The sequence below is a fragment of the Nocardia sp. NPDC050713 genome (assembly GCF_040654315.1).
Classification (GTDB): domain Bacteria; phylum Actinomycetota; class Actinomycetes; order Mycobacteriales; family Mycobacteriaceae; genus Nocardia.
In genome coordinates, this window is sequence record NZ_JBFAHS010000018.1 from 1 (window position 1) to 19,691 (window position 19,691).

General features: G+C 68.4%; 20 protein-coding genes. 11 read left to right on the forward strand and 9 right to left on the reverse strand.

Features of this window, described 5'->3' with window-relative positions; all coding sequences use genetic code 11:
• The 5 genes from AB0H49_RS27855 to AB0H49_RS27875 form a co-directional block, all read left to right on the forward strand.
• Positions 1 to 1,796: acetate--CoA ligase (locus AB0H49_RS27855; RefSeq protein ID WP_357255686.1), on the forward strand; the 1,796-nt coding region annotated here is incomplete at its 5' end.
• 245 nt (positions 1,797 to 2,041) lie between these two features.
• Positions 2,042 to 3,262, forward strand: a complete 1,221-nt coding sequence (gene nhaA, locus AB0H49_RS27860; protein WP_357255688.1) for a Na+/H+ antiporter NhaA — start codon at positions 2,042 to 2,044, stop codon at positions 3,260 to 3,262.
• A 113-nt stretch (positions 3,263 to 3,375) separates the two neighbouring features.
• A complete protein-coding gene (locus tag AB0H49_RS27865) occupies positions 3,376 to 3,882 on the forward strand; it encodes a phage holin family protein (RefSeq protein ID WP_354997973.1) in 507 nt (168 codons plus the stop codon).
• A 52-nt stretch (positions 3,883 to 3,934) separates the two neighbouring features.
• Entirely contained in the window at positions 3,935 to 4,870 is a 936-nt protein-coding gene (locus AB0H49_RS27870; RefSeq protein WP_354997974.1) for an alpha/beta hydrolase, read from the forward strand.
• Between the two features lie 260 nt (positions 4,871 to 5,130).
• Positions 5,131 to 5,508 carry a hypothetical protein gene (locus AB0H49_RS27875; RefSeq protein ID WP_357255691.1) on the forward strand — a complete coding sequence of 126 codons (378 nt, stop codon included), beginning with the start codon at positions 5,131 to 5,133 and terminating at the stop codon, positions 5,506 to 5,508.
• Between the two features lie 67 nt (positions 5,509 to 5,575).
• On the opposite strand, the gene AB0H49_RS27880 is transcribed toward AB0H49_RS27875, so the two are convergent.
• The 4 genes from AB0H49_RS27880 to nth all read right to left on the reverse strand — a co-directional run bounded on the left by AB0H49_RS27880 (position 5,576) and on the right by nth (position 8,979).
• Positions 5,576 to 6,769, reverse strand: coding sequence for a MarP family serine protease (locus AB0H49_RS27880; RefSeq protein ID WP_354997975.1), 1,194 nt, complete (start codon positions 6,767 to 6,769; stop codon positions 5,576 to 5,578).
• Positions 6,766 to 7,485 (reverse strand): CoA pyrophosphatase, encoded by a 720-nt coding sequence (locus AB0H49_RS27885; protein ID WP_354997976.1) that lies wholly within the window; start codon positions 7,483 to 7,485, stop codon positions 6,766 to 6,768. Before AB0H49_RS27885 ends, AB0H49_RS27880 begins: the two co-directional genes overlap by 4 nt.
• Before the next feature lie 133 nt (positions 7,486 to 7,618).
• Entirely contained in the window at positions 7,619 to 8,233 is a 615-nt protein-coding gene (locus AB0H49_RS27890) for a TlpA disulfide reductase family protein (protein WP_357255897.1), read from the reverse strand.
• A gap of 65 nt (positions 8,234 to 8,298) precedes the next feature.
• Positions 8,299 to 8,979, reverse strand: coding sequence for an endonuclease III (nth, locus tag AB0H49_RS27895; RefSeq protein WP_354997977.1), 681 nt, complete (start codon positions 8,977 to 8,979; stop codon positions 8,299 to 8,301).
• Between the two features lie 244 nt (positions 8,980 to 9,223).
• Between nth and AB0H49_RS27900 the strand changes: the two genes are divergently transcribed.
• Entirely contained in the window at positions 9,224 to 9,466 is a 243-nt protein-coding gene (locus AB0H49_RS27900) for a hypothetical protein (protein WP_067790206.1), read from the forward strand.
• A gap of 136 nt (positions 9,467 to 9,602) precedes the next feature.
• Positions 9,603 to 10,277, forward strand: coding sequence for a Crp/Fnr family transcriptional regulator (locus AB0H49_RS27905; RefSeq protein ID WP_011206875.1), 675 nt, complete (start codon positions 9,603 to 9,605; stop codon positions 10,275 to 10,277).
• Between the two features lie 216 nt (positions 10,278 to 10,493).
• Here the strand turns inward: AB0H49_RS27905 and AB0H49_RS27910 are convergent, their stop codons facing one another.
• From AB0H49_RS27910 to AB0H49_RS27920, 3 genes are read right to left on the reverse strand one after another with little or no spacing between them, the layout of a single operon-like run.
• Complete coding sequence (locus AB0H49_RS27910) at positions 10,494 to 11,282, reverse strand: MBL fold metallo-hydrolase (protein ID WP_354997978.1); 789 nt, start codon at positions 11,280 to 11,282, stop codon at positions 10,494 to 10,496.
• A gap of 42 nt (positions 11,283 to 11,324) precedes the next feature.
• A complete protein-coding gene (locus tag AB0H49_RS27915; RefSeq protein ID WP_068063110.1) occupies positions 11,325 to 11,798 on the reverse strand; it encodes a RidA family protein in 474 nt (157 codons plus the stop codon).
• 3 nt (positions 11,799 to 11,801) lie between these two features.
• The gene (locus AB0H49_RS27920; protein WP_085999251.1) at positions 11,802 to 11,966 is read right to left on the reverse strand and encodes a DUF4177 domain-containing protein; all 165 of its coding nucleotides are present in this window, start codon (positions 11,964 to 11,966) and stop codon (positions 11,802 to 11,804) included.
• Between the two features lie 199 nt (positions 11,967 to 12,165).
• Between AB0H49_RS27920 and AB0H49_RS27925 the strand changes: the two genes are divergently transcribed.
• Together AB0H49_RS27925 and AB0H49_RS27930 are read left to right on the forward strand one after the other, a co-directional pair.
• A complete protein-coding gene (locus AB0H49_RS27925; RefSeq protein ID WP_357255899.1) occupies positions 12,166 to 13,185 on the forward strand; it encodes an ArsA-related P-loop ATPase in 1,020 nt (339 codons plus the stop codon).
• A complete protein-coding gene (locus AB0H49_RS27930; RefSeq protein WP_354997979.1) occupies positions 13,182 to 14,294 on the forward strand; it encodes an ArsA family ATPase in 1,113 nt (370 codons plus the stop codon). The genes AB0H49_RS27925 and AB0H49_RS27930 overlap by 4 nt, the downstream gene beginning before the upstream one ends.
• Before the next feature lie 87 nt (positions 14,295 to 14,381).
• Here the strand turns inward: AB0H49_RS27930 and AB0H49_RS27935 are convergent, their stop codons facing one another.
• Positions 14,382 to 14,705, reverse strand: coding sequence for a WhiB family transcriptional regulator (locus AB0H49_RS27935; RefSeq protein ID WP_011206869.1), 324 nt, complete (start codon positions 14,703 to 14,705; stop codon positions 14,382 to 14,384).
• Positions 14,706 to 15,082: 377 nt separating this feature from the next.
• Here AB0H49_RS27935 and AB0H49_RS27940 point away from each other — a divergent pair, with 377 nt between their 5' ends.
• Positions 15,083 to 17,437 (forward strand): penicillin-binding protein, encoded by a 2,355-nt coding sequence (locus tag AB0H49_RS27940; RefSeq protein ID WP_357255901.1) that lies wholly within the window; start codon positions 15,083 to 15,085, stop codon positions 17,435 to 17,437.
• A gap of 67 nt (positions 17,438 to 17,504) precedes the next feature.
• Here AB0H49_RS27940 and AB0H49_RS27945 read toward each other — a convergent pair whose 3' ends face one another.
• A complete protein-coding gene (locus tag AB0H49_RS27945) occupies positions 17,505 to 17,969 on the reverse strand; it encodes a GatB/YqeY domain-containing protein (RefSeq protein WP_354997981.1) in 465 nt (154 codons plus the stop codon).
• Between the two features lie 177 nt (positions 17,970 to 18,146).
• On the opposite strand from AB0H49_RS27945, the gene AB0H49_RS27950 reads away from it, so the two are divergent.
• Positions 18,147 to 19,109 carry a metallophosphoesterase gene (locus AB0H49_RS27950; RefSeq protein ID WP_354997982.1) on the forward strand — a complete coding sequence of 321 codons (963 nt, stop codon included), beginning with the start codon at positions 18,147 to 18,149 and terminating at the stop codon, positions 19,107 to 19,109.
• Positions 19,110 to 19,691 lie beyond the last annotated feature (582 nt).

Sequence of the window (19,691 nt, forward strand, 5' to 3'; positions counted from 1 at the left end):
ACAACTGCGTGGACCGTCACGTCCTCGATGGTCACGGCGACCAGGTCGCCATCCACTGGGAAGGCGAACCGGGCGACTCCCGCGACATCACCTACCGGCAGCTGCTCGACGAGGTGTCCCAGGCCGCCAACTACCTGACCGAGCTCGGGCTCGAGGCGGGCGACCGGGTCGCCATCTACATGCCCATGGTCCCCGAGGCCATCGTGTCCATCCTGGCCTGCGCCCGCCTCGGGCTCACCCACTCGGTGGTGTTCGCGGGCTTCTCCCCTACCGCCCTGCGCCAGCGCGTCGACGACGCGCGCGCCCGGCTCGTCATCACCACCGACGGGCAGTGGCGCCGCGGCAAGTCCGCGCCGCTCAAGGAAGCCGTGGACGAGGCGCTCCACGCGCATGGGGATGTGCCGCCCCGCCCGGACGGTCAGGGCCCGGAGGAGGGAGCTCCCACGGAGGGCGCCCGCTCGGGCGAAAATGGACACAGCGTCGAGCACGTGCTGGTGGTGCGCCGGACGGGCGTCGAGGTGCCCTGGACCGAGGGGCGCGACCTGTGGTGGCACGAGACCGTCGCCCAAGCCTCGACCGAACACGAAGCCCAGCCCTTCGACGCCGAGCACCCGCTGTTCATCCTCTACACCTCCGGCACCACCGGAAAACCCAAAGGCATCCTGCACACCTCCGGCGGCTACCTCACCCAAACCTCCTACACCCACCACTACGTCTTCGACCACAAACCAGGACAAGACGTCTACTGGTGCACCGCCGACATCGGCTGGGTCACCGGCCACAGCTACATCGTCTACGGACCCCTGTCCAACCGCGCCACCCAGGTCGTCTACGAAGGCACCCCCAACTTCCCCGACGAACACCGCCACTGGCAGATCGTCGAAAAGTACGGCGTCACCATCTATTACACCGCCCCCACGCTCGTGCGCACCTTCATGAAGTGGGGCCGCGAGATCCCCGCCGCGCACGACCTGTCCAGCATCCGGCTGCTCGGCTCGGTCGGCGAGCCGATCAACCCCGAGGCCTGGCGCTGGTACCGCGAGGTCGTCGGCGCGAACGCCACACCCATCGTGGACACCTGGTGGCAGACCGAGACCGGCGCGATCATGATCTCCCCGCTGCCCGGCGTCACCGCCGCCAAACCCGGCGCCGCGATGACCCCGCTGCCCGGCATCTCCGCCCAAGTCGTGGACGAAGAGGGCAAGCCGGTGCAGCGCGGCGAGACCGAGGCCAACGGCTACCTGGTGCTCGATCAGCCGTGGCCGTCGATGCTGCGCGGCATCTGGGGCGACATGGAGCGCTACCGGGCCACCTACTGGGAGCGCTACGCCGAACAGGGCTGGTACTTCGCCGGTGACGGCGCCAAACTCGACGCCGACGGCGACCTGTGGGTGCTCGGCCGGGTCGACGACGTCATGAACGTCTCCGGCCACCGCATCTCCACCGCCGAAGTCGAATCCGCCCTCGTCGGACACTCCGGCGTCGCCGAAGCCGCCGTCGTCGGCGCCACCGACACCACCACCGGCCAAGGCATCGTCGCCTTCGTCATCCTCACCGCCGAAGCCAAAGACACCGGCCAAGCACTCGTCGACGAACTCAAAGCCGAAGTCGCCCGCGAGATCAGCCCCATCGCCAAACCACGCGAAATCCACGTCGTGCCCGAACTCCCCAAAACCCGCAGCGGCAAGATCATGCGCCGCCTGCTGCGCGACGTCGCCGAAGGCCGCGAACTCGGCGACACTTCCACCCTGGTCGACCCCAACGTCTTCGAGGCGATCCGCGCCAGCCGCGCCTGAGCTTCCTCGCAGACGGTTCGCGCGCTTCGCAGCGGGTGTATCCCCAGCGAAGCGTGTCGCGGCTCTGCGAAGTGCACACCGGGAGGGCGCAGGATACGGCCGGTGGCTGATCTTGTCACCGGGCGTACCCGTTAGAATTGCGTCAGGTGTGCCGGGAAGTCTGGTCGGCGTGCGGGCAGGTGGTGTGAGCCGGAACAGCTCGATCGCGGGTCCGTGGTTTTACACGCCCGGACGAAAGGTTTTCCGTGATCAACCAGGTGCGCTCCGAGCTGGCTCGCTATCTGCGAACCGAAACCGTCGGTGGCGCCCTGCTTCTCGTCGCGGCGGCGATCGCGTTGCTCTGGGTGAACTCCCCGTGGGGCGACAGCTACGTCACGATGACCCAGACGGTGCTGCCGATCGAGCGGCTGCACCTGGAACTCACGCTTGCCGATTGGGCCAAGGACGGTCTGCTCGCCGTATTCTTCTTCGTCGCGGGGCTCGAGCTCAAACGCGAGCTCGTGGTCGGTGAGCTGGCCGATCGCAAACGCGCCGCGTTACCCATCATCGCCGCGGTCGGCGGCGTGGTCACGCCCGCGCTGATCGCGGCGATCGTCGGATCCGGGGTCGAAGGCATGGACCGCGGCTGGGCCATCCCGGTCGCCACCGACATCGCCTTCGCGCTGGCCGTGCTCGCCATGACCGGTTCGCGCATTCCGGCGGGCGCGCGGGTGTTCCTGCTCAGTCTGGCCGTGGTGGACGATCTGCTGGCCATCATTCTGATCGCGGTGCTGTTCACCACCGCGCTCTCGCTGCTGTGGCTGCTCGCCGCCGCGGCCTGCTTCGCGGCGTGGGCGCTTGCCCAGCACCGGCGGATCAGCTCGCCGGTGGTGTACGTGCCGCTGGCGCTGGTCTCCTGGTACGCGCTGCACGAGGCGGGCATCCATCCGACGCTGGCGGGTGTCGCGCTCGGCCTGCTGACCAGGGTGCGCACGGACCCCGACGAAGACGAGGCGCCCGCGACCAGGTGGGAGCATCGGTTCCAGCCGATCTCGGCCGGTCTGTGCGTGCCGCTGTTCGCGTTGTTCGCTTCCGGAGTCCCGTTGAACGGCAAGGTCTTCGGCGAGCTGTTCACCGACCGGCTCGCGCTGGCCATCATTCTCGGGCTGCTGCTCGGCAAGACCATCGGCATCTTCGGGATCAGCTGGGTGGCAATCCGGTTCGGCATCGCGAAGAAGCCGGCCAATCTCGAATACCGTGACATGTTCGCCCTGTCGGTCCTCGGCGCGATCGGCTTCACGGTTAGCCTTCTCGTGGCGGAACTCGCGCTGTCCGACGTCGGCGACGGCTCGGCCGTCGAACTGGCGAAGGCCGCGGTGCTGGTGACCTCCATGGCGGCATCGCTCGCCGGTTCGGCGCTACTGTTGCGGCGTGGGCGTGTCCACCAGGCGCGGCGCGCGGCTCGTGCGCTAGAACCGGAAGAGTGAACGCGAGCGCGAGCACGCCGCAGCAGGAACACCACGCGAGCGACGGGCCGACAGGCGGTAGCCTGCGTGACGGAGCTGAAAGCAGTGCCGGGACAGGGAGAAGGGTCGACCAAGTGAGTTTCACCCAGGGCGGTAACGGGAACGACGCGCAGAGCGGGCGCACGGTCACCTCCATTCCGCTGACCGATGCCAACCCGATCGGCTCCGCCAGCTTCGGCACCCTGGTCCGCGACGCGGCCGAGCAGATGTCGACCCTGGTGCGCGCCGAGGTCGAGCTGGCCAAGGCCGAGGTCACGGGCGAGATCAAGAAGGGCCTGCAAGGCAGCGTCTACTTCATCCTCGCGCTGACCGTGCTGCTGTTCAGCACCTTCTTCTTTTTCTTCTTCCTCGGCGAGCTGCTCGACGTGTGGCTGGCCAGGTGGGCCGCGTTCCTGATCGTGTTCCTGCTGATGGTCGTCGCGACCGCGGCGCTCGCGTTCCTCGGCTATCGGCGGGTGAAGAAGCTGCGCGCGCCGGAGAAGACGATCGATTCGCTGAAGCAGGCGCGTTCCGTGCTGCCGAGCGGATTCGGCGCCGCCGCGCACGACGAGCACCTGGCGCTGGAAAAGCGCACCAACTGACCGTGCGGGTCGTCGTCGCGGCGCCGCGCGCCGACCACTAGGCTCGGTCGGCGTGTCGTCGAACTTCCTTCCGGATCCGTCCAGCGTCCGTTACGACGGTCCGTGGACCCACCGGGACGTTCATGCCAACGGCATTCGATTCCACGTCGTGGAGGCCGCGCCCGAGCGCACCGACGCACCGCTGGTGGTGCTGCTGCACGGGTTCGCCGATTTCTGGTGGTCCTGGCGGCACCAGCTGACCGGGCTCACCGAGCTGGGTTTCCGCGCGGTCGCGGTGGACCTGCGCGGCTACGGCGACAGCGACAAACCCCCGCGCGGCTACGACGGCTGGACCCTCGCCGGTGACATCGCCGGACTCATCCGCGCGCTCGGGCACACCGAGGCCGCGCTGGTCGGCCATGCGGAAGGCGGGCTGGTCTGCTGGGCCACCGCGGTTCTGCATCCCAGGCTGGTGCGCGCCATCGCGCTGGTGAGTTCGCCGCACCCTGGCGCGCTGAAGAGCGCCGTGCTGCGCGATCGGCGGCAGCGCAGGACGTGGCTGCCGAACTTCCTGCGCTACCAGCTGCCCCGCTATCCGGAACACCGGCTGACCACCCGCGACGGGTTCGAGGTGGAGCGCCTGCTGCGGCAGCGCGTCACCGGATCCTGGTCGGGGACCGCCGAATTCGTGGACGCGGCCCGGCGCATGCGCTCGGCCATCCAGATCCCCGGCGCCGCGCACTGCGCGCTGGAGTATCAGCGCTGGGCCTTCCGCAGTCAGTGGCGCCCCGACGGCCGCCGCTTCATGGCCACTGTCCGCGTCCCCATCGGCATCCCGGTGCTCGCCATGCGCGGCGAATCCGACAACTACTTGCTGCGCTCCACCTTCCACCGCGGCCTGCGCTGGTCACCGCACCGCCGCATGGTCACCGTGCCGAACGCCGCCCACTTCGCGCACCAGGAGAACCCGGACGTGGTCACCGCGGAACTGGCCAAGTTCCTCGGCTGACCGTCGCGTCCTCCGAACCGCTCCGAGATGGAGGCCGACAGCGGTACCGATGTGCCGCGTAGGCGACAGCGCCGCGCGAACCGGTGTGACCTGGTTTGTCCGCCATCGACCGATATTGTCATTGCCGTTTGCTATCTCTCTCCGCTACAGATTTGGCGAGAAAACGCGGTCGCTGGATGACTCGAACTCGCCTGAGCCCTGTTGATGAGCAGTCCGATCATGTGACCAGAAGGGAAGTGCACTTGCCTCACACCCGCATCATGGTTCTCGCACTCGCCGTCGCCGCCTTCGCCACCGGCGGTATGCAGGGCGTCGCGAACGCCGAACAAGGTCAACGTGTGGCCACCGTCCATTCTCCCGGAGAGATAAACGGATCGAGGGAAGTCGCGTACCTCGCGGGCACTTGCGCCGATAGGGTGTCGAGTCTCGAGGTCGTGCTCCGTCAGGGCAGCAACGCCCTCACCCGTCCTACGGCGTGCAACAACGGGCACTGGCAGCAAGGCTTTTACCAGCGCAGCACCGAGGATCACCCGTTCGCTTGGCAAGATGGCCAGGCCAGCGTCATCCTCCGTGCATATGACAACGGCGACAATTTCATCGACGGCTACGAGACGACCGTGCAACTCCAAGCGGGCTGACGGAGGCTGCGGCTATCGCGTCCGAGCTGGTCCGACCACCCGGACGCGATCCGCGCATTCACCGCACTCAGCTGAGTACACAAGCTCCCGTGTCGACGGGAAGGTTCGCGCCGGTGGCCGCGTCGAGGTCGGAGCGGACCTCGTCGAGGGTCAGCACGTAGCCCGTGTCGTCGTCGGTGACCGCGGCGCCGAAGACCACGCCGAGCACCTGGCCTTCGGTGTCCACGAGTGGGCCGCCGGAGTTGCCCGCTCGCACCAGGCCGCGGACGGTGTAGACCTCGCGCTCGACGGTGCCGTTGCGGTAGATCGTCGGGCCGGTGAGGTCGAGCGTCTCGCGGACGCGGGCCGCGCTGGCCGTGTACGGTCCGCCGCCCGGGTAGCCCAGCACGATCGCGCTGTCGCCGGAGCGCGCGGGCGCCGGGGCCTGCGGCACGACCGGTGAGGTCAGGCCGGGCACCGAGAGCACCGCGATGTCCTTGGACGGATCGAACAGCACGACGTGAGCGTCCAGCGGTCCGCGCGGGGTGTCCACCGCGACGCTGGTGGTGCCCGCGACGACGTGCGCGTTGGTCATCACCCGCTCCGGCGCGATGACGAAGCCCGAACCCTCCAGCGCGCGCTGGCAGCTCGGCGCGACGCCGCGAATGCGCAACACGCTCTGTTGCAGCGAGGCCGCGACGGGGCTGGCGAGCACGCTCGGATCCGGCGGCTCGACCGCGGCGATGGGCGCGCGACCGAACGGACCGATCACGTCCGGCAGGCCGGAAGTGTTGAGCAGCTTGGAGAATTCGTTGGGGACCTTGCGCAGCCAGTTCGGCGCGACCTGGTTGACGTCGGCGAGCACCCGGGAACCGTTGATCGCGGTGGCGATCGCGGGCTGCGACGAGGTGGCCAGCGGCAGCGCCAACAGCCACGCGGTGACCAGCACCGCCACCGCCTGCAGCATCGCGCCGACGACGCTGTCCACGCTGCGGGTGAACGGATGTCGCATCCCGCTGCGCGCGGCGCGCCCGAGCACCATGCCCGCGACCTCGCCGACGATCACCAACAGCACGATGAGCAGCACACCGGTGAGCACCCTGGTCCGCCCCTCGTCGACGTGCACCAGGATGTGCGGCGCGATGAGGATGCCCGCGACGGCGCCGAGCACGACGCCGAGGAAGGCCAGCGCCGAGGCCACGGCGCCCTGCCGCCAGCCGGACGCGGCCGCGGCCAGGGCGAGCAGCACCACGATGATGTCGAGCCAGGCCGAGGAGCTCATAAGGTCATCCCCACTGCGGCGAGCGCCGATTCGAGGTCGCGCACATCGTCGCGGTCCCATTCCAGTTCCCAGCCCGCGGACTGGAAGATGCCCGCGAGTATCCCGCCGGTCAGTCCCCAGACCAGCATGCCGTCGACCTGGAAGGCCGGGCTCTGGTAGCCGAGGCTGCCGCGGACGAGGAAGCGATTGGCCGGGTCGAGCATTTCGGAGAGCGGCACCCGCACCACCCGCTCGGTCTCGCTCTGGTTCACCACCCGCACCTCACCGGGCGTGCGCCAGTAGGCCACGACCGGTGTCACGTCGAACCGCGACGGCGGCACGAAGAGTTTCGGCAGCACCGCTAGCGGCTGCACGTGCTCGCGCAGGACGCCGGTCTCCTCGCACGCCTCGCGCAACGCGGTGTCGATCGGTCCCTCGTCTTCGGGATCGACAGCGCCACCGGGGAAGGCGACCTGTCCCCGGTGCTGGCGCAGGGTCGACGCGCGCTGGGTCAGCAGCACATCGGCGTCCGCGGGCAACCCGCCGGGAGCGGTGGGATCGTCCTCGGTCGAACCGCTGAACAGCACGAGCACGGCGGCTTGGCGCGCCTCGCCGGTGATCGTCATGGCTCGGCGCAGGGCGCGCGCGATCCGCAACGTGTCACTCGCGTCGGCGTGCGCGGGCTCGACGGCCCGGCGCAGCCAGTGCGGAATGTCGGTCGGCAGCGGAATCGTCATGCCGCTCCCCCGGTGAACCTGCGCACCACCACCTCCACAACCGTTCTGTCCGCCCGCAACAGACGCTGCGAGATGTCTTGCGGTGTAGACCTTCTCACGGCATCGCAAACCTTTTGTTCGACCACGCGCGCCGTCACGCTCGCACTCCGAGCGCCGCTGCCACCGTATCGGCAATGTCGTCGACGTCGGTAAACGTTCGCACGACAACCTGTGCAAGGGAACCATCCGGGCGAACCAGCAGCGAAATCGGCAGCACGGCAGGGGCGCCCGCGGCGGCGCGCACCTTCGCGGCGCCGTCGAGCACACCGGGCAGACGCACGTCCAATCCCGTGAGGCGCAACAGCGCCTTGGCCTCTTCGGGATCGCTGTGCACGGTGAGCACGGTGAGCGCCGAACCCGCCCGCTCCGCGTACTGGCGGAGGTACGGCAACTCCTCGGCACACGGTCCGCACCAGTAGGCCCAGAGGTTGAGCAGCGCGGGTTTGCCCGCGAGCGCCGCGGCGAGGTCGAGGGGCGCGCCGTCGGCCAGGCAGGTCAGGGTGATCCCGGCCAGCGGGCCCGCTCCCATCGCGCTCGGCGCGGGCCGCGGGCAGGGTGCGAGCGCGGCATCAGCGCGCAGTTGCGCGGGGACCTGCTGCGTGCCGGGGACGGGTCGCGGATCCGACGCCGTGTCTTCGCCACCGCCGCGCGGCCACAGCGCGATCACCGCGGCGACGACCACGATCAGGCCGACCAGCGCCCAGCGCACCGCGGAGGAGAATCTCGCCGTACCGGAATCTTCTTCCCGCGGCGTTTCGTCCGCGGCCCGCGATTTCACAGGCCGACCATCCCGAGCAGATGTTCGCGCTCCGGACCCTTCACCAGCTTCGCCGCGAGCTCCGGCTCGGTCGGCCCGGCGCCGAAGGACGGGCAGTCGGCGGCGAGCACGCACGCGCCGCACGCCGGCTTCCTGGCATGGCACACCCGCCGACCGTGAAAGATCACGCGATGGGACAACATTGTCCATTCCTTGCGCTCGACGAGTTCGCCGACCGCGTGCTCGACCTTGACCGGATCTTCCTCGGTGGTCCAGCCCCACCGGCGAACCAGCCTGCCGAAATGCGTGTCGACCGTGATGCCCGGCACGTCGAAGGCGTTGCCGAGGATGACGTTGGCAGTCTTGCGGCCGATGCCCGGCAATTTCACCAGTTCGGCGAGGGTGTGAGGTAATTCACCATCGTGTTCGGTCACCAGGGCTTGCCCGAGGCCGATCAGCGAGCTCGTCTTGTTCCGGTAGAACCCCGTCGGCCGGATGTATTCCTCCAGCTCCGCGCGGTTCGCTTCGGCGTAATCGCGCGCGCTGCGGTACTTGGCGAAGACGGCGGGAGTGGTGAGATTCACGCGCTCGTCGGTGCACTGCGCGGAAAGGATTGTCGCGACGGCCAATTCGAGCGGAGTGGTGAAATCCAGCTCGCAGTGCGCGCCGGGAAACGCGGCCGCGAGGGTGCGGTTCATCCTGCGCGCCCTTCGCACGAGTCCCAGCTTCGTTTCCGCCTGTCGGGCGCGAGATTTCCGTTTCGGAACGGCCGCCCCCGTGGGTTGCGCATCGGTCGCCCCGGCGGCAGCCGAAGACCCGTTCACATCGGTCACAGACGGGGAGGCACGCACGCGTCCACCTTACGGAACCGCTCCGACAAGGTGGCCGGCCAGATCTGCTGCCGTGTTCCATCTGAGACCTTCAGCGTGTTTACTACGCGATATGCAAGGACTCGCTGTGGTGCTCTTCCCAGTGGTGTTGATGCTGTTCGCACTGCTGATGGAGCGGGTCGAGAATCGGCTCCGCAAACTTCTCGAACCCGACCCCGAGGTTCAGCAGTACCTGGACAGGGCCAGCAACGCCGAGGTCAAGGAGTTGACGAAGGCCGGACTGCCCGCCGCGGTGGCCCGGATGCGCAAGCGCCGTTCCCGTAACGACGACCTGGACGTCGCTCGAGCGAGCTGAATCCACTACCTGGACGCCGCGCAATCCACTCGTTACGTGGTGTCTGTCACTACGCGGCCACAATGCCGCGTAGACTGCGCTGTTGGCCGATTCGCTTCGGTCCAGCCCAGAGCCATTTCCCATAAGGAGCACATTCGTGGACGAGGCCCTCGCCAGAGCAGGCATCTTCCAAGGCGTAGAGCCCACCGCGGTGGCGGCACTCGCCAAACAACTGCAGCCGGTTGATTTCCCGCGCGGCCATGTCATTTTCAACGAGGGCGAACCCGGCGATCGGCTGTACATCATCACCTCGGGCAAGGTGAAGATCGGCCGACGTTCCCCGGACGGCCGGGAGAACCTGCTCACCATCATGGGCCCGTCGGACATGTTCGGCGAGCTGTCGATCTTCGACCCGGGCCCGCGCACCTCGACCGCCACCACGGTCACCGAGGTCCGCGCCGTCACGATGGATCGCGATGCCCTCAAGTCCTGGATCGACCAGCGGCCCGAGATCGCCGAGCAGTTGCTCCGCGTGCTCGCCCGCCGTCTGCGGCGCACCAACAACAACCTCGCCGACCTGATCTTCACCGACGTTCCCGGTCGCGTCGCCAAGGCGCTGTTGCAGCTCGCGCAGCGGTTCGGCACCCAGGAAGCGGGCGCCCTGCGGGTCACCCACGACCTGACCCAGGAGGAGATCGCCCAGCTCGTCGGCGCGTCTCGCGAGACCGTCAACAAGGCGCTCGCCGACTTCGCGCACCGCGGCTGGCTGCGGCTGGAGGGCAAGAGCGTGCTCATCTCCGATTCCGAGCGACTCGCGCGGCGCGCCCGCTGACCCGCTCCTGAATACGACACGGCCCGCCGGATCCAGCGCTCCACTGGATCCGGCGGGCCGTCGTGTTTCGGGCGGACGTCCCTGCGCCTTCGCTCCCGCCGTGCGCGGGGTTGTTGGCGGACTCCGTCCGGTTGCGTCTGATAGGCGTACCTTCGCCTTCGCTCCGGCTATGCGCGAGGCTGTCGGCGGACTCCGGTCGGCTGCGTCGAAATCGGGCTATCGCTCGGCGCGCAGATACTCCAGCTGAGCCTGCACCGAGCTGCGCGCGGCCAACCAGAGCCGCTTGTCCACATCCGCGTACACCTTGCGCACCACCGCCATGGCGCCCGCGTCCGGACCGAGTTCGGCGAGCGCGGCGCGCACCTGGTCGAGCCGCTCCCTGCGGTGCTGGATGTAGTACCGCGCGACCGGTTCCAGATCCGGGTGGTCCGGGCCGTGGGCGGGCAGCAGCGCCTTGCCCGCGCCCGCCTCGATCAGCCGGTCCAGTGAGGTGAGGTAATCGGCGAGGGTGCCGTCGGTGGAGTCCAGCACGGTGGTGCCGCTGCCGAGGATGGTGTCGCCGGTGAGCACCGCGTCGTCGAGTACGAAGCTCAGCGAGTCGGCGGTGTGCCCCGGCGTCGCGAGCACACCGATCCGCAGTCCGGCGGCCTCGATCACCTCGCCGTCGGTCAGCGGCGCGGCACCGCGCAGGAATTCGGGATCCTTCGCGCGCACCGGCGTGCCGGTCAGCTTCACCAGTCGCTCGATGCCGCCGGTGTGATCGTGGTGACGGTGCGTGATCAGGGTCAACGCGATCTTGCCGTCGGTGACCCTGGCGATGGCCTCGCTGTGCTTCTTGTCCTTCGGCCCCGGATCGACCACGACGTACTCCGCCGCATCCGGCGCGCGCAGGATCCAGGTGTTGGTGCCGTCCAGTGTCATCTGGCCGGGATTGTCCGCGAGCAGCACCGCCGCCGTCGGCGTCACCTGGCGTAATTGCCCGTACGCGGGATGAGTAGGCGTCATCGCATTACCTCGGTCGTTCGGAATCGTTGTCCGACAACCTGTCTAACGCACCTCGGCGATCAGTTCGACCTCGACCGGGGTGTTCTTCGGAAGTTCGGAGACGCCGACGGCCGAACGCGCGTGCACGCCCGCGTCGCCGAAGACCTCACCGAGGAACTCCGAGGCGCCGTTGATCACCAGCGGCTGATCGGTGAATCCCGGCGCGGACGCGACGAAACCGACCACCTTGACGATCCGCACCACCTCGTCGAGCCCGACCAGGTCGTGCACCGCGGCCAGCGCGTTGAGCGCGCACAGCCGCGCCGCCTCGGCCGCCGCCTCCAGCGAGACCTCGGCGCCGACCTTGCCGGTCGCCGACAGCTCGCCGTTCACGAAAGGCAGCTGGCCGGAGGTGTAGACGAGCGAACCGGTGCGCACCGCCGGGATGTAGGCCGCGACGGGCGCGGCCACCGCAGGCACGGTCAGTCCGAGCCGCTCCAGGTTCTTACGCCACGGGGTGGCCGCGTCGACAGCCACGGCCTACTGCCTCGGACGCTTCAGGTACGCGACATGCTGCTCACCGGTCGGGCCGGGCAGCACCGTCACCAGCTCCCAGCCGTCGGCTCCCCACTGATCGAGGATCTGCTTGGTCGCGTGCGTCAGCAGCGGAACGGTCGCGTACTCCCACAGGGTCACATCACTCATGCGGTGAGTTTATGGGCGAGCTCGCGGGGCCGCGCGTCCCGGGCTGGCTTGTCGGGATATGCCTCGTGAGTCGGCGGGATGATAGCCCCCGACGAGACTGTCTGGTACAGAAGGTGCCGAAAACGGCAGTGTGACCGTATCCCTAGGGCGTGATCGCAGAACGGGCTATAGGCTCGCGAGCGTGGGAGTACCAACAGCAGTGCCTATTTCGGCGGAGCCGGGGCTGGAGACGGGTTGGCCGAAGCGCGCGGAAAAGGCCCGCTTGCACTATGTCTCCGGCAAAGGGGGAACGGGCAAGTCGACGGTGGCCGCCGCGCTCGCGCTGGCACTCGCCGCGGGCGGACGCCGGGTGCTGCTGGTCGAAGTCGAGAGCAGACAGTCCATCGCGCAGCTGTTCGACCTGCCGCCGCTGCCACCGACCGAGACGAGAATCGCCACCGCGGACGGCGGCGGCGAGGTGGTCGCGCTGGCGCTCGACATCGAGCACGCCTTCCTCGAATACCTCGACATGTTCTACAACCTGGGCTTCGCGGGACGGGCGATGCGCCGGATGGGCGCCGTCGAGTTCGTCACCACGATCGCGCCCGGTCTGCGCGACGTCATCTTGACCGGCAAGATCAAGGAGTGCGCGGTCCGCGTGGACAACACGGGCAAGCGGGTCTACGACGAAATCGTCGTGGACGCACCGCCTACCGGCCGGATCGCCAGCTTCCTCGACGTCACCACCGCGATGGTCGAAATCGCCAAGGGCGGACCGATCGCCTCGCAGGCCGAGGGCGTATCCCGGCTGCTGCATTCGGATCAGACGATGATCCACCTGGTCACGCTGCTCGAGGCGCTGCCGGTGCAGGAGACCGCCGACGCCGTCGCCGAACTCACCTCCAACGACCTGCGCATCGGCACGGTGATCGTGAACCGCGCGGGCGAGAGCTTCCTGCCCACCGACGTGCGCAACCGCGCCGCCGAGGGCGACATCGACCGCGCCGCCATCCGCGCCGGACTGGAGCAAGCCGGAATCGCCTTGTCGGAGGACAGTTTCGAGGGCTTGATCGCCGAGACCTACGAGCACTCCGCCCGGTTGCAGGCCCAGGACGCGAGCGCGGCTGAACTGAACAAGGTCGACGTGTCGCAGCTGCACCTGCCCGCACTGGCCGACGGCATGGACCTCGGCGGACTCTACGAGCTGGCCGAACATCTGAGCGCGCAGGGAGTGCGATGACCACCCTGGACATCTCGAAGATCATCACCGATCCCACCGCGCGGGTCGTGGTGTGCTGCGGCTCCGGCGGCGTCGGCAAGACCACCACCGCCGCCGCGATCGCGCTGCGCGCCGCCGAGATGGGGCGCAAGGTCGTGGTGCTGACGATCGACCCGGCGCGCCGACTGGCCCAGTCACTCGGCGTCGCCGACTTGGACAACAGCCCGCAGCGGGTGGCGCTCGGCCCGGAGGCCAAGGGCGAGCTGTACGCGATGATGCTGAACATGCGTCGCACGTTCGACGACATGGTGCTCGAGCACACCACACCGGAGAAGGCCGAGCAGATCTTCGCCAACCCGATCTATCAGACCCTCGCGTCGTCCTTCGGCGGCACGCAGGAATACATGGCCATGGAGAAGCTCGGGCAGCTCGCGAACAAGCGGGAATGGGACCTGATCGTGGTCGACACCCCGCCGTCGCGCAACGCGCTCGACTTCCTCGACGCGCCGAAGCGTCTCGGAAACTTCCTCAACGGCAAGATGATCCGGCTCATCATGGCGCCGGGACGCGGCGTCGGCCGGTTCGTCACCGGCGCGATGAGCCTGGCCATGCGCGGCGTGTCCACCGTCGTCGGCGGGCAGCTGCTCAAGGACGCGTCGGTCTTCCTGCAGTCGCTGGAGTCGCTGTTCGGCGGTTTCCAGGACCGGGCCGACCGCACCTACGCGTTGCTGTCGAAGCCGGGCACGCACTTCCTTGTGGTGGCCGCCGCGGAACCGGACGCGCTGCGCGAGGCGTCGTTCTTCGTCGATCGGCTCTCCACCGAACAGATGCCGCTCGCGGGACTGGTGCTCAACCGGACCCATCCGGCGCTGAGCGACCTACCCGCCGATCACGCGCTCACCGCCGCCGACCAGCTTGCCGAATCCGATCCGCTGACCAGCTCGGTGCTGCGCATCCACGCCGAACGGGTCGCCACGGCCAAGCGCGAGCAGCATCTGTTGCACCGATTCACCGGCGCGCATCCGCGCGTGCCGATGGTCCCGGTGACCGCGCTGCCGTTCGAGGTCTGCGATCTCGAGGCGCTGCGCGCAGTGGGCGATCAGCTGACCGGAGCCCGCATCTCCGCTTAACCATAACGTTCGGTATTGAATCGGAATCGCTATAGGCGCAAACGAAAACGAGCCCGCAAACGCGGGCTCGTTTTCTCGTTCTGTCGACTACATCGCCACTTGGTGCTGGCGCTGGGCCTGGAAGAAATCGGCCCAAGAGGTCACCTCGGGATGCTGTTTCAGCAGCGCCCTCCGCTGCCGTTCGGTCATCCCACCCCACACGCCGAACTCGACGCGATTGTCGAGGGCATCGGCTCCACACTGCATCAGCACCGGACAGTGCCTGCAGATCGTCGCCGCTTTGCGCTGCGCCGCGCCGCGGACGAACAACTGATCGGGATCTACTTCCTTGCATCGGGCCTGGGATACCCAGGCGATTCGCGCTTCGGCCTGCTCTACGTCCAATCGAGCGATGGGGGTTGTCATATGCATTTGGTGTGCCCCTTTGCAGTCCGAACACCGGGTCAACGGCGCTCCAGAATCGCGTGCCAGATCGCAGCAACCCGAACCCCGCTGCGCTCTGAACCACATTCCACTTTGAGTGTTAGCTCCATCACACTGGGTTCTCAATCTAGGTAAAGGTATGGCCCGAGCGCAAGACCGTCTCGAGATTTTTTGGTACGCCCGTCCATGCAAACGTGATAAAGAACCGATCAGTCGGGCCGATTCGCGACACGCCGGTGCTTGACACGCCTGACACGCCTGAGCGACACGCCCAACAGGCCTGGACGAACGCCGGATCTCGCCTTCGGACAAGCACACCCGAGAGGGCGAGAAGCGCACCCCGTACCCTTGGGAACGTGTCGAATGTGCCGATCACACATACGCTCGCGAAGCTGGCGGGCAGCTGCGCGCTGGCCGCGGTGCTCGTCGCCGGGCTCTTGTTCCCCCTCGCCGGTGGATTCGGGTTCGTTTCCAACCGGGCCGCCGACGCCGTGGACAACGTCTCCGCGGAACTGGTCGAGGGCACCGTCCCCGCGGTCTCGACCATGGTGGACAAGAACGGGTCTCCCATCGCCTGGCTCTACGAGCAGCGCAGGTTCGAGGTGCCCAGCGAGCGCATCTCCAACGACATGAAGCTGGCGATCATCTCCATCGAGGACCGCCGCTTCGCCGACCACGACGGCGTGGACTGGCAGGGCACGATGCGCGCGTTCCTCACCAACACCACCAGCGGCGAGGTGCAGCAGGGCGCGTCCACCCTCGACCAGCAGTACGTGAAGAACTTCCAGCTGCTCGTCGTCGCCAAGACCGACGCCGAACGCCGCGCGGCGATCGAGACCACCCCGGCGCGCAAGATCCGCGAGATCCGCATGGCGCTGACCCTGGACAAGGAACTCACCAAGGACGAGATCCTCACCAGGTATCTGAATCTCGTGCCGTTCGGCAATTCGTCCTACGGCATCCAGGACGCCGCGCAGACCTACTTCGGCATCGACGCGGCCCAGCTGAACGTCCCGCAGTCGGCGATGCTCGCGGGCATGGTGCAGTCCAGCTCCAAGCTGAACCCCTACACCAACCAGCAGGGCGTGCTGGCTCGCCGGAACACCGTGCTGGACACGATGATCCAGAACATTCCGGCGCGCGCCGAGGAGTTCCGCAAGGCCAAGTCGGAGCCGCTCGGCGTGCTGCCCGAGCCCAAGGGTCTGCCGCGTGGCTGCATCGCCGCCCAGGACCGCGGCTTCTTCTGCGACTACGCGCTGCAATACCTGGCCAATTCGGGCATCAGCCGCGAACAGATCGACAAGGGCGGCTACCTGATCAAGACCACCCTCGATCCGGCCGTGCAGGACTCGGTCAAGCGCGCGGTCACCGAGGCGGCCAACCCGAACCTCGACGACATCGCCGAGGTGATGTCGGTGATCGCGCCCGGCCAGGACTCGCACGACGTCGTCGCCATGGCCAGCAGCCGCACCTACGGCCTCAACCGCGACGCCAACGAGACGGTGCAACCGCAGCCGTTCTCGATGGTCGGCGACGGCGCGGGCTCGGTCTTCAAGGTCTTCACCACGGCGGCCGCCATGGAGAAGGGCCTCGGCATCAACTCCCAGCTCGACGTGCCCGGCCGCTTCGACGCGCGCGGCATGGGTAACGGCGGCGCGCGCGGCTGCCCGCCCGCCACCTACTGCGTCGAGAACGCGGGCCGCTACAAGTCGCCGATGTCGGTGACCGAGGCGCTGGCCACCTCGCCGAACACCGCGTTCGTCAAGCTGATCCAGGCCGTCGGCGTCACCCCGACCGTCGACATGGCGGTGCGGCTCGGCATGCGCTCGTTCACCAACCCGGGCAGCTCCGGGCACGGCAACCAGAGCCTGGCCGACATGATCAAGGGCCAGAACCTCGGCTCGTTCACCCTCGGCCCGGTCGCGATCAACCCGCTCGAGCTCTCCAACGTCGCCGCGACGCTGGCCTCCGGCGGCCGCTGGTGCCCGCCCTCGCCGATCAAGGAGGTCGTCGACCGCAGCGGCAAGCAGGTTCCGCTCACCCAGCAGGCCTGCGAGCAGGTGGTCGAGCCCGGCCTGGCCAACACGCTCGCCAACGCGATGAGCAAGGACGACACCGCGGGCACCGCCGCGGCCGCGGCTCAGGCCACCGGCTGGAACCTGCCGATGGCGGGCAAGACGGGAACCACGGAAAGCCACCGCTCCTCGGCCTTCTTCGGCTTCACCAACTCGCTGGCCGCCGCGGTCTACGTCTACGGCGACAGCCCGACGCCCGGCGAGATCTGCTCGTTCCCGCTGCGCAACTGCGGTGACGGCAACCTGTTCGGTGGTAACGAACCCGCGCGTACCTGGTTCAACGCGATCAAGCCGGTGATCGGCAACTTCCCGCCGCCCGCGCTGCCGCCGCTGGACGACAAGTACGTCCGCGGCGCGAACAACTCGCAGGTGCCCGACGTGGTCGGCATGTCGCAGGGCGAGGCGACCACCGCGCTGATCGCCGCGGGCTTCCAGGTGTCGGCCGTCAACGGCGCGGGCCCGCCGCCCAAGGGCAGCGTGATGAGCACCGCGCCGAACGGTTCGGCCATCCCGGGATCGGTCATCACGATCTACATCAGTGACGGCACCGAGCGCCAGGCCCCGCCGCCGCCCGCTCAGGGTCCGCTGCCGCCGCCTCCGGCGCTGCCGCCGGGCTTCCCGCTGCCGCCCTGGTGGCCCAGGTAATCGATAGACGAAGAACCGCCGACCGGCGTTGCTGCCGGTCGGCGGTTCTGGTTTTCGGGGCGCTGTGTCAGAGGCGGGCTTTGACGGCCGCGGAGATGCGCGAGCCGTCGGCCTTGCCCGCGGCGAGTGCGGTCGCGATCTTCATGACCTGACCCATTTGGCGCATGCCGGGTCGTTCGCCGATTTCCTCGGCGACCTGGGCGATCGCGGTGTCGGCCAGGTCGGCGATCTCGGCCTCGGTCAGCTGGGTCGGCAGGTACTCGTCGATGATCCTGGCCTCGGCGTGTTCGTTGGCGGCGAGCTCGCCGCGACCGGCCTGGGTGTAGACCTCGGCCGACTCGTTGCGCTTCTTCGCCTCCTTCTGCAGCACCGCGATCACCTCGGCGTCGGAGAGTTCACGCGCCTCCGTGCCCGCGACCTCGGCGGTCTGGATCGCGGCAAGCAGCATGCGCAACGTCGCGAGGCGCAGCGTGTCCTTGGCTTTCATCGCGGCGGTCATGTCCGTCCGCAGCCGATCTTTGAGTTCCGACATGAGGCACACGGTAGCCGGTCGCCGTCGTCTGGCCCATTACATTTCGCGGCGGCGGCGCCGCGGTGGTTCCAGGCTCGAAGCGGAAACACCGCTGCTCGCGGACCCGCTCCACCGATTCGGCGGAGCTGTGCGGAAACACACTCGGCGTTCTGAGGCACCCTCACCTATGCTGGGCAAATGCCCGTGATCTCGACCGCCGCCGTCCGCCGAACCGCGCTTGGAGCCACCGGGGCCGCGGTAGCCGGAATCGGCTACGCCTCGCTGATCGAACGCAACGCGTTCGTCCTGCGCGAGGCGACCATGCCGGTGCTGCCGCCCGGTTCGTCGAGCCTACGGGTGCTGCACATCAGCGATCTGCACATGATGCCCGGTCAGAAGCTCAAGCAGCAGTGGCTGCGTGAACTGGATCGGCTGGAGCCGGACCTGGTCGTCAACACCGGCGACAACCTCTCGCACCAGAAGTCGGTGCCCGCGGTGGTTCAGGCCCTCGGCGGGTTGCTCTCCCGCCCGGGCCTTTTCGTTTTCGGCAGCAACGACTACTTCGCTCCGGTGCCGAAGAACCCGCTGAAGTACTTCAAGAAGGACCACCGCCGCGTCTTCGGCGCGCCGCTGCCGTGGAAGGACCTGCGGGCGGCGTTCACCGAACGCGGTTGGCTCGACCTCACCCACGTGCGCCGCGACCTCGAGGTGGCGGGCGTCCGGATCGCCACCGCGGGCGTCGACGACCCGCACCTGCAGCGCGACCGGTACGACACGGTCGCGGGCCCCCCGAACCCTCTCGCCGATCTGCGCATCGGCCTCACCCACTCGCCCGAACCGCGGGTGCTGGACCGCTTCGCCGACGACGGCTACGACCTGGTGCTGGCCGGCCACACCCACGGCGGCCAACTGGTGCTGCCCGGTTACGGCGCGCTGGTCACCAACTGCGGCATCGATAAGTCGCGCGTGAAGGGTCCGTCGAAGTGGGGCGAGCACACGCAGCTGCACGTCTCCGCGGGCATCGGCACCTCGCCGTGGGCGCCCTACCGCTTCTGCTGCCGCCCCGAAGCCACTCTGCTCACCCTCGTCGCCGCACCGCCGAAGCGTCCGACCGCCGAGAGCAATCACGGGCTGTCGACTTCGGAGACCGTGTCCCGCTGACGCTTCCGTAGGCGGCCCACAGGCGGACGAAGGTCCGTCGACACCTTGCGCATGGCAGAGCACTAGTTCGTCCACAGCCCGCGCGGCCGAAGCGCAGGGTCGCCCTTGGGTTCCGCATGGCCGTAGCGCAGGCGGGGGACGCATATCTCGAGCAGCGCAGGGGTTATCCGCGCTTACCGGGCGTGAGCCGTCTGGTGCCGACCCGGTAGGGTCGCGTGCCGAAACTTGAATCAGTCGACTAGGGGACGACTTTGAGCAGAGGATTCGACGACCCGCGCACCGAATCCGCCGTCATCGGCATGCCCGGCGCACCTGACCACGCTTCGGCGACGGAGCATGGCCGACCGGAGTTCGGCGGTGCGACCACGCCGAATCCATCAGTGGCCCACCAGAGTTCGCTCGTCCCGTCGTCTGCGGCGGAGCAGCGCGGACCCGAGTTCCGCAGTGCGACCGCGCCGAATCCTCCAACGAGCCAGCCGTCTTTGCCCCTTCAGACGGCGGAGGCGCAGAACCGACCCGAGTTCCGCGGTACAACGGCGCCGAGTCCTTCAGCGGCCCAGTCGTCTTCGCCCGTTCAGACGG

Excerpts from the sequence above, each read along its gene's own strand:
- AB0H49_RS27875 (WP_357255691.1), top strand. The coding sequence starts at position 5,131 with ATGGTTCTCGCACTCGCCGTCGCCGCCTTCGCCACCGGCGGTATGCAG.
- AB0H49_RS27880 (WP_354997975.1), bottom strand. The coding sequence starts at position 6,769 with ATGAGCTCCTCGGCCTGGCTCGACATCATCGTGGTGCTGCTCGCCCTG.
- AB0H49_RS27885 (WP_354997976.1), bottom strand. The coding sequence starts at position 7,485 with ATGACGATTCCGCTGCCGACCGACATTCCGCACTGGCTGCGCCGGGCC.
- nth (WP_354997977.1), bottom strand. The coding sequence starts at position 8,979 with ATGAACCGCACCCTCGCGGCCGCGTTTCCCGGCGCGCACTGCGAGCTG.
- AB0H49_RS27900 (WP_067790206.1), top strand. The coding sequence starts at position 9,224 with ATGCAAGGACTCGCTGTGGTGCTCTTCCCAGTGGTGTTGATGCTGTTC.
- AB0H49_RS27910 (WP_354997978.1), bottom strand. The coding sequence starts at position 11,282 with ATGACGCCTACTCATCCCGCGTACGGGCAATTACGCCAGGTGACGCCG.
- AB0H49_RS27920 (WP_085999251.1), bottom strand. The coding sequence starts at position 11,966 with ATGAGTGATGTGACCCTGTGGGAGTACGCGACCGTTCCGCTGCTGACG.
- AB0H49_RS27930 (WP_354997979.1), top strand. The coding sequence starts at position 13,182 with ATGACCACCCTGGACATCTCGAAGATCATCACCGATCCCACCGCGCGG.
- AB0H49_RS27935 (WP_011206869.1), bottom strand. The coding sequence starts at position 14,705 with ATGCATATGACAACCCCCATCGCTCGATTGGACGTAGAGCAGGCCGAA.
- AB0H49_RS27945 (WP_354997981.1), bottom strand. The coding sequence starts at position 17,969 with ATGTCGGAACTCAAAGATCGGCTGCGGACGGACATGACCGCCGCGATG.
- AB0H49_RS27950 (WP_354997982.1), top strand. The coding sequence starts at position 18,147 with ATGCCCGTGATCTCGACCGCCGCCGTCCGCCGAACCGCGCTTGGAGCC.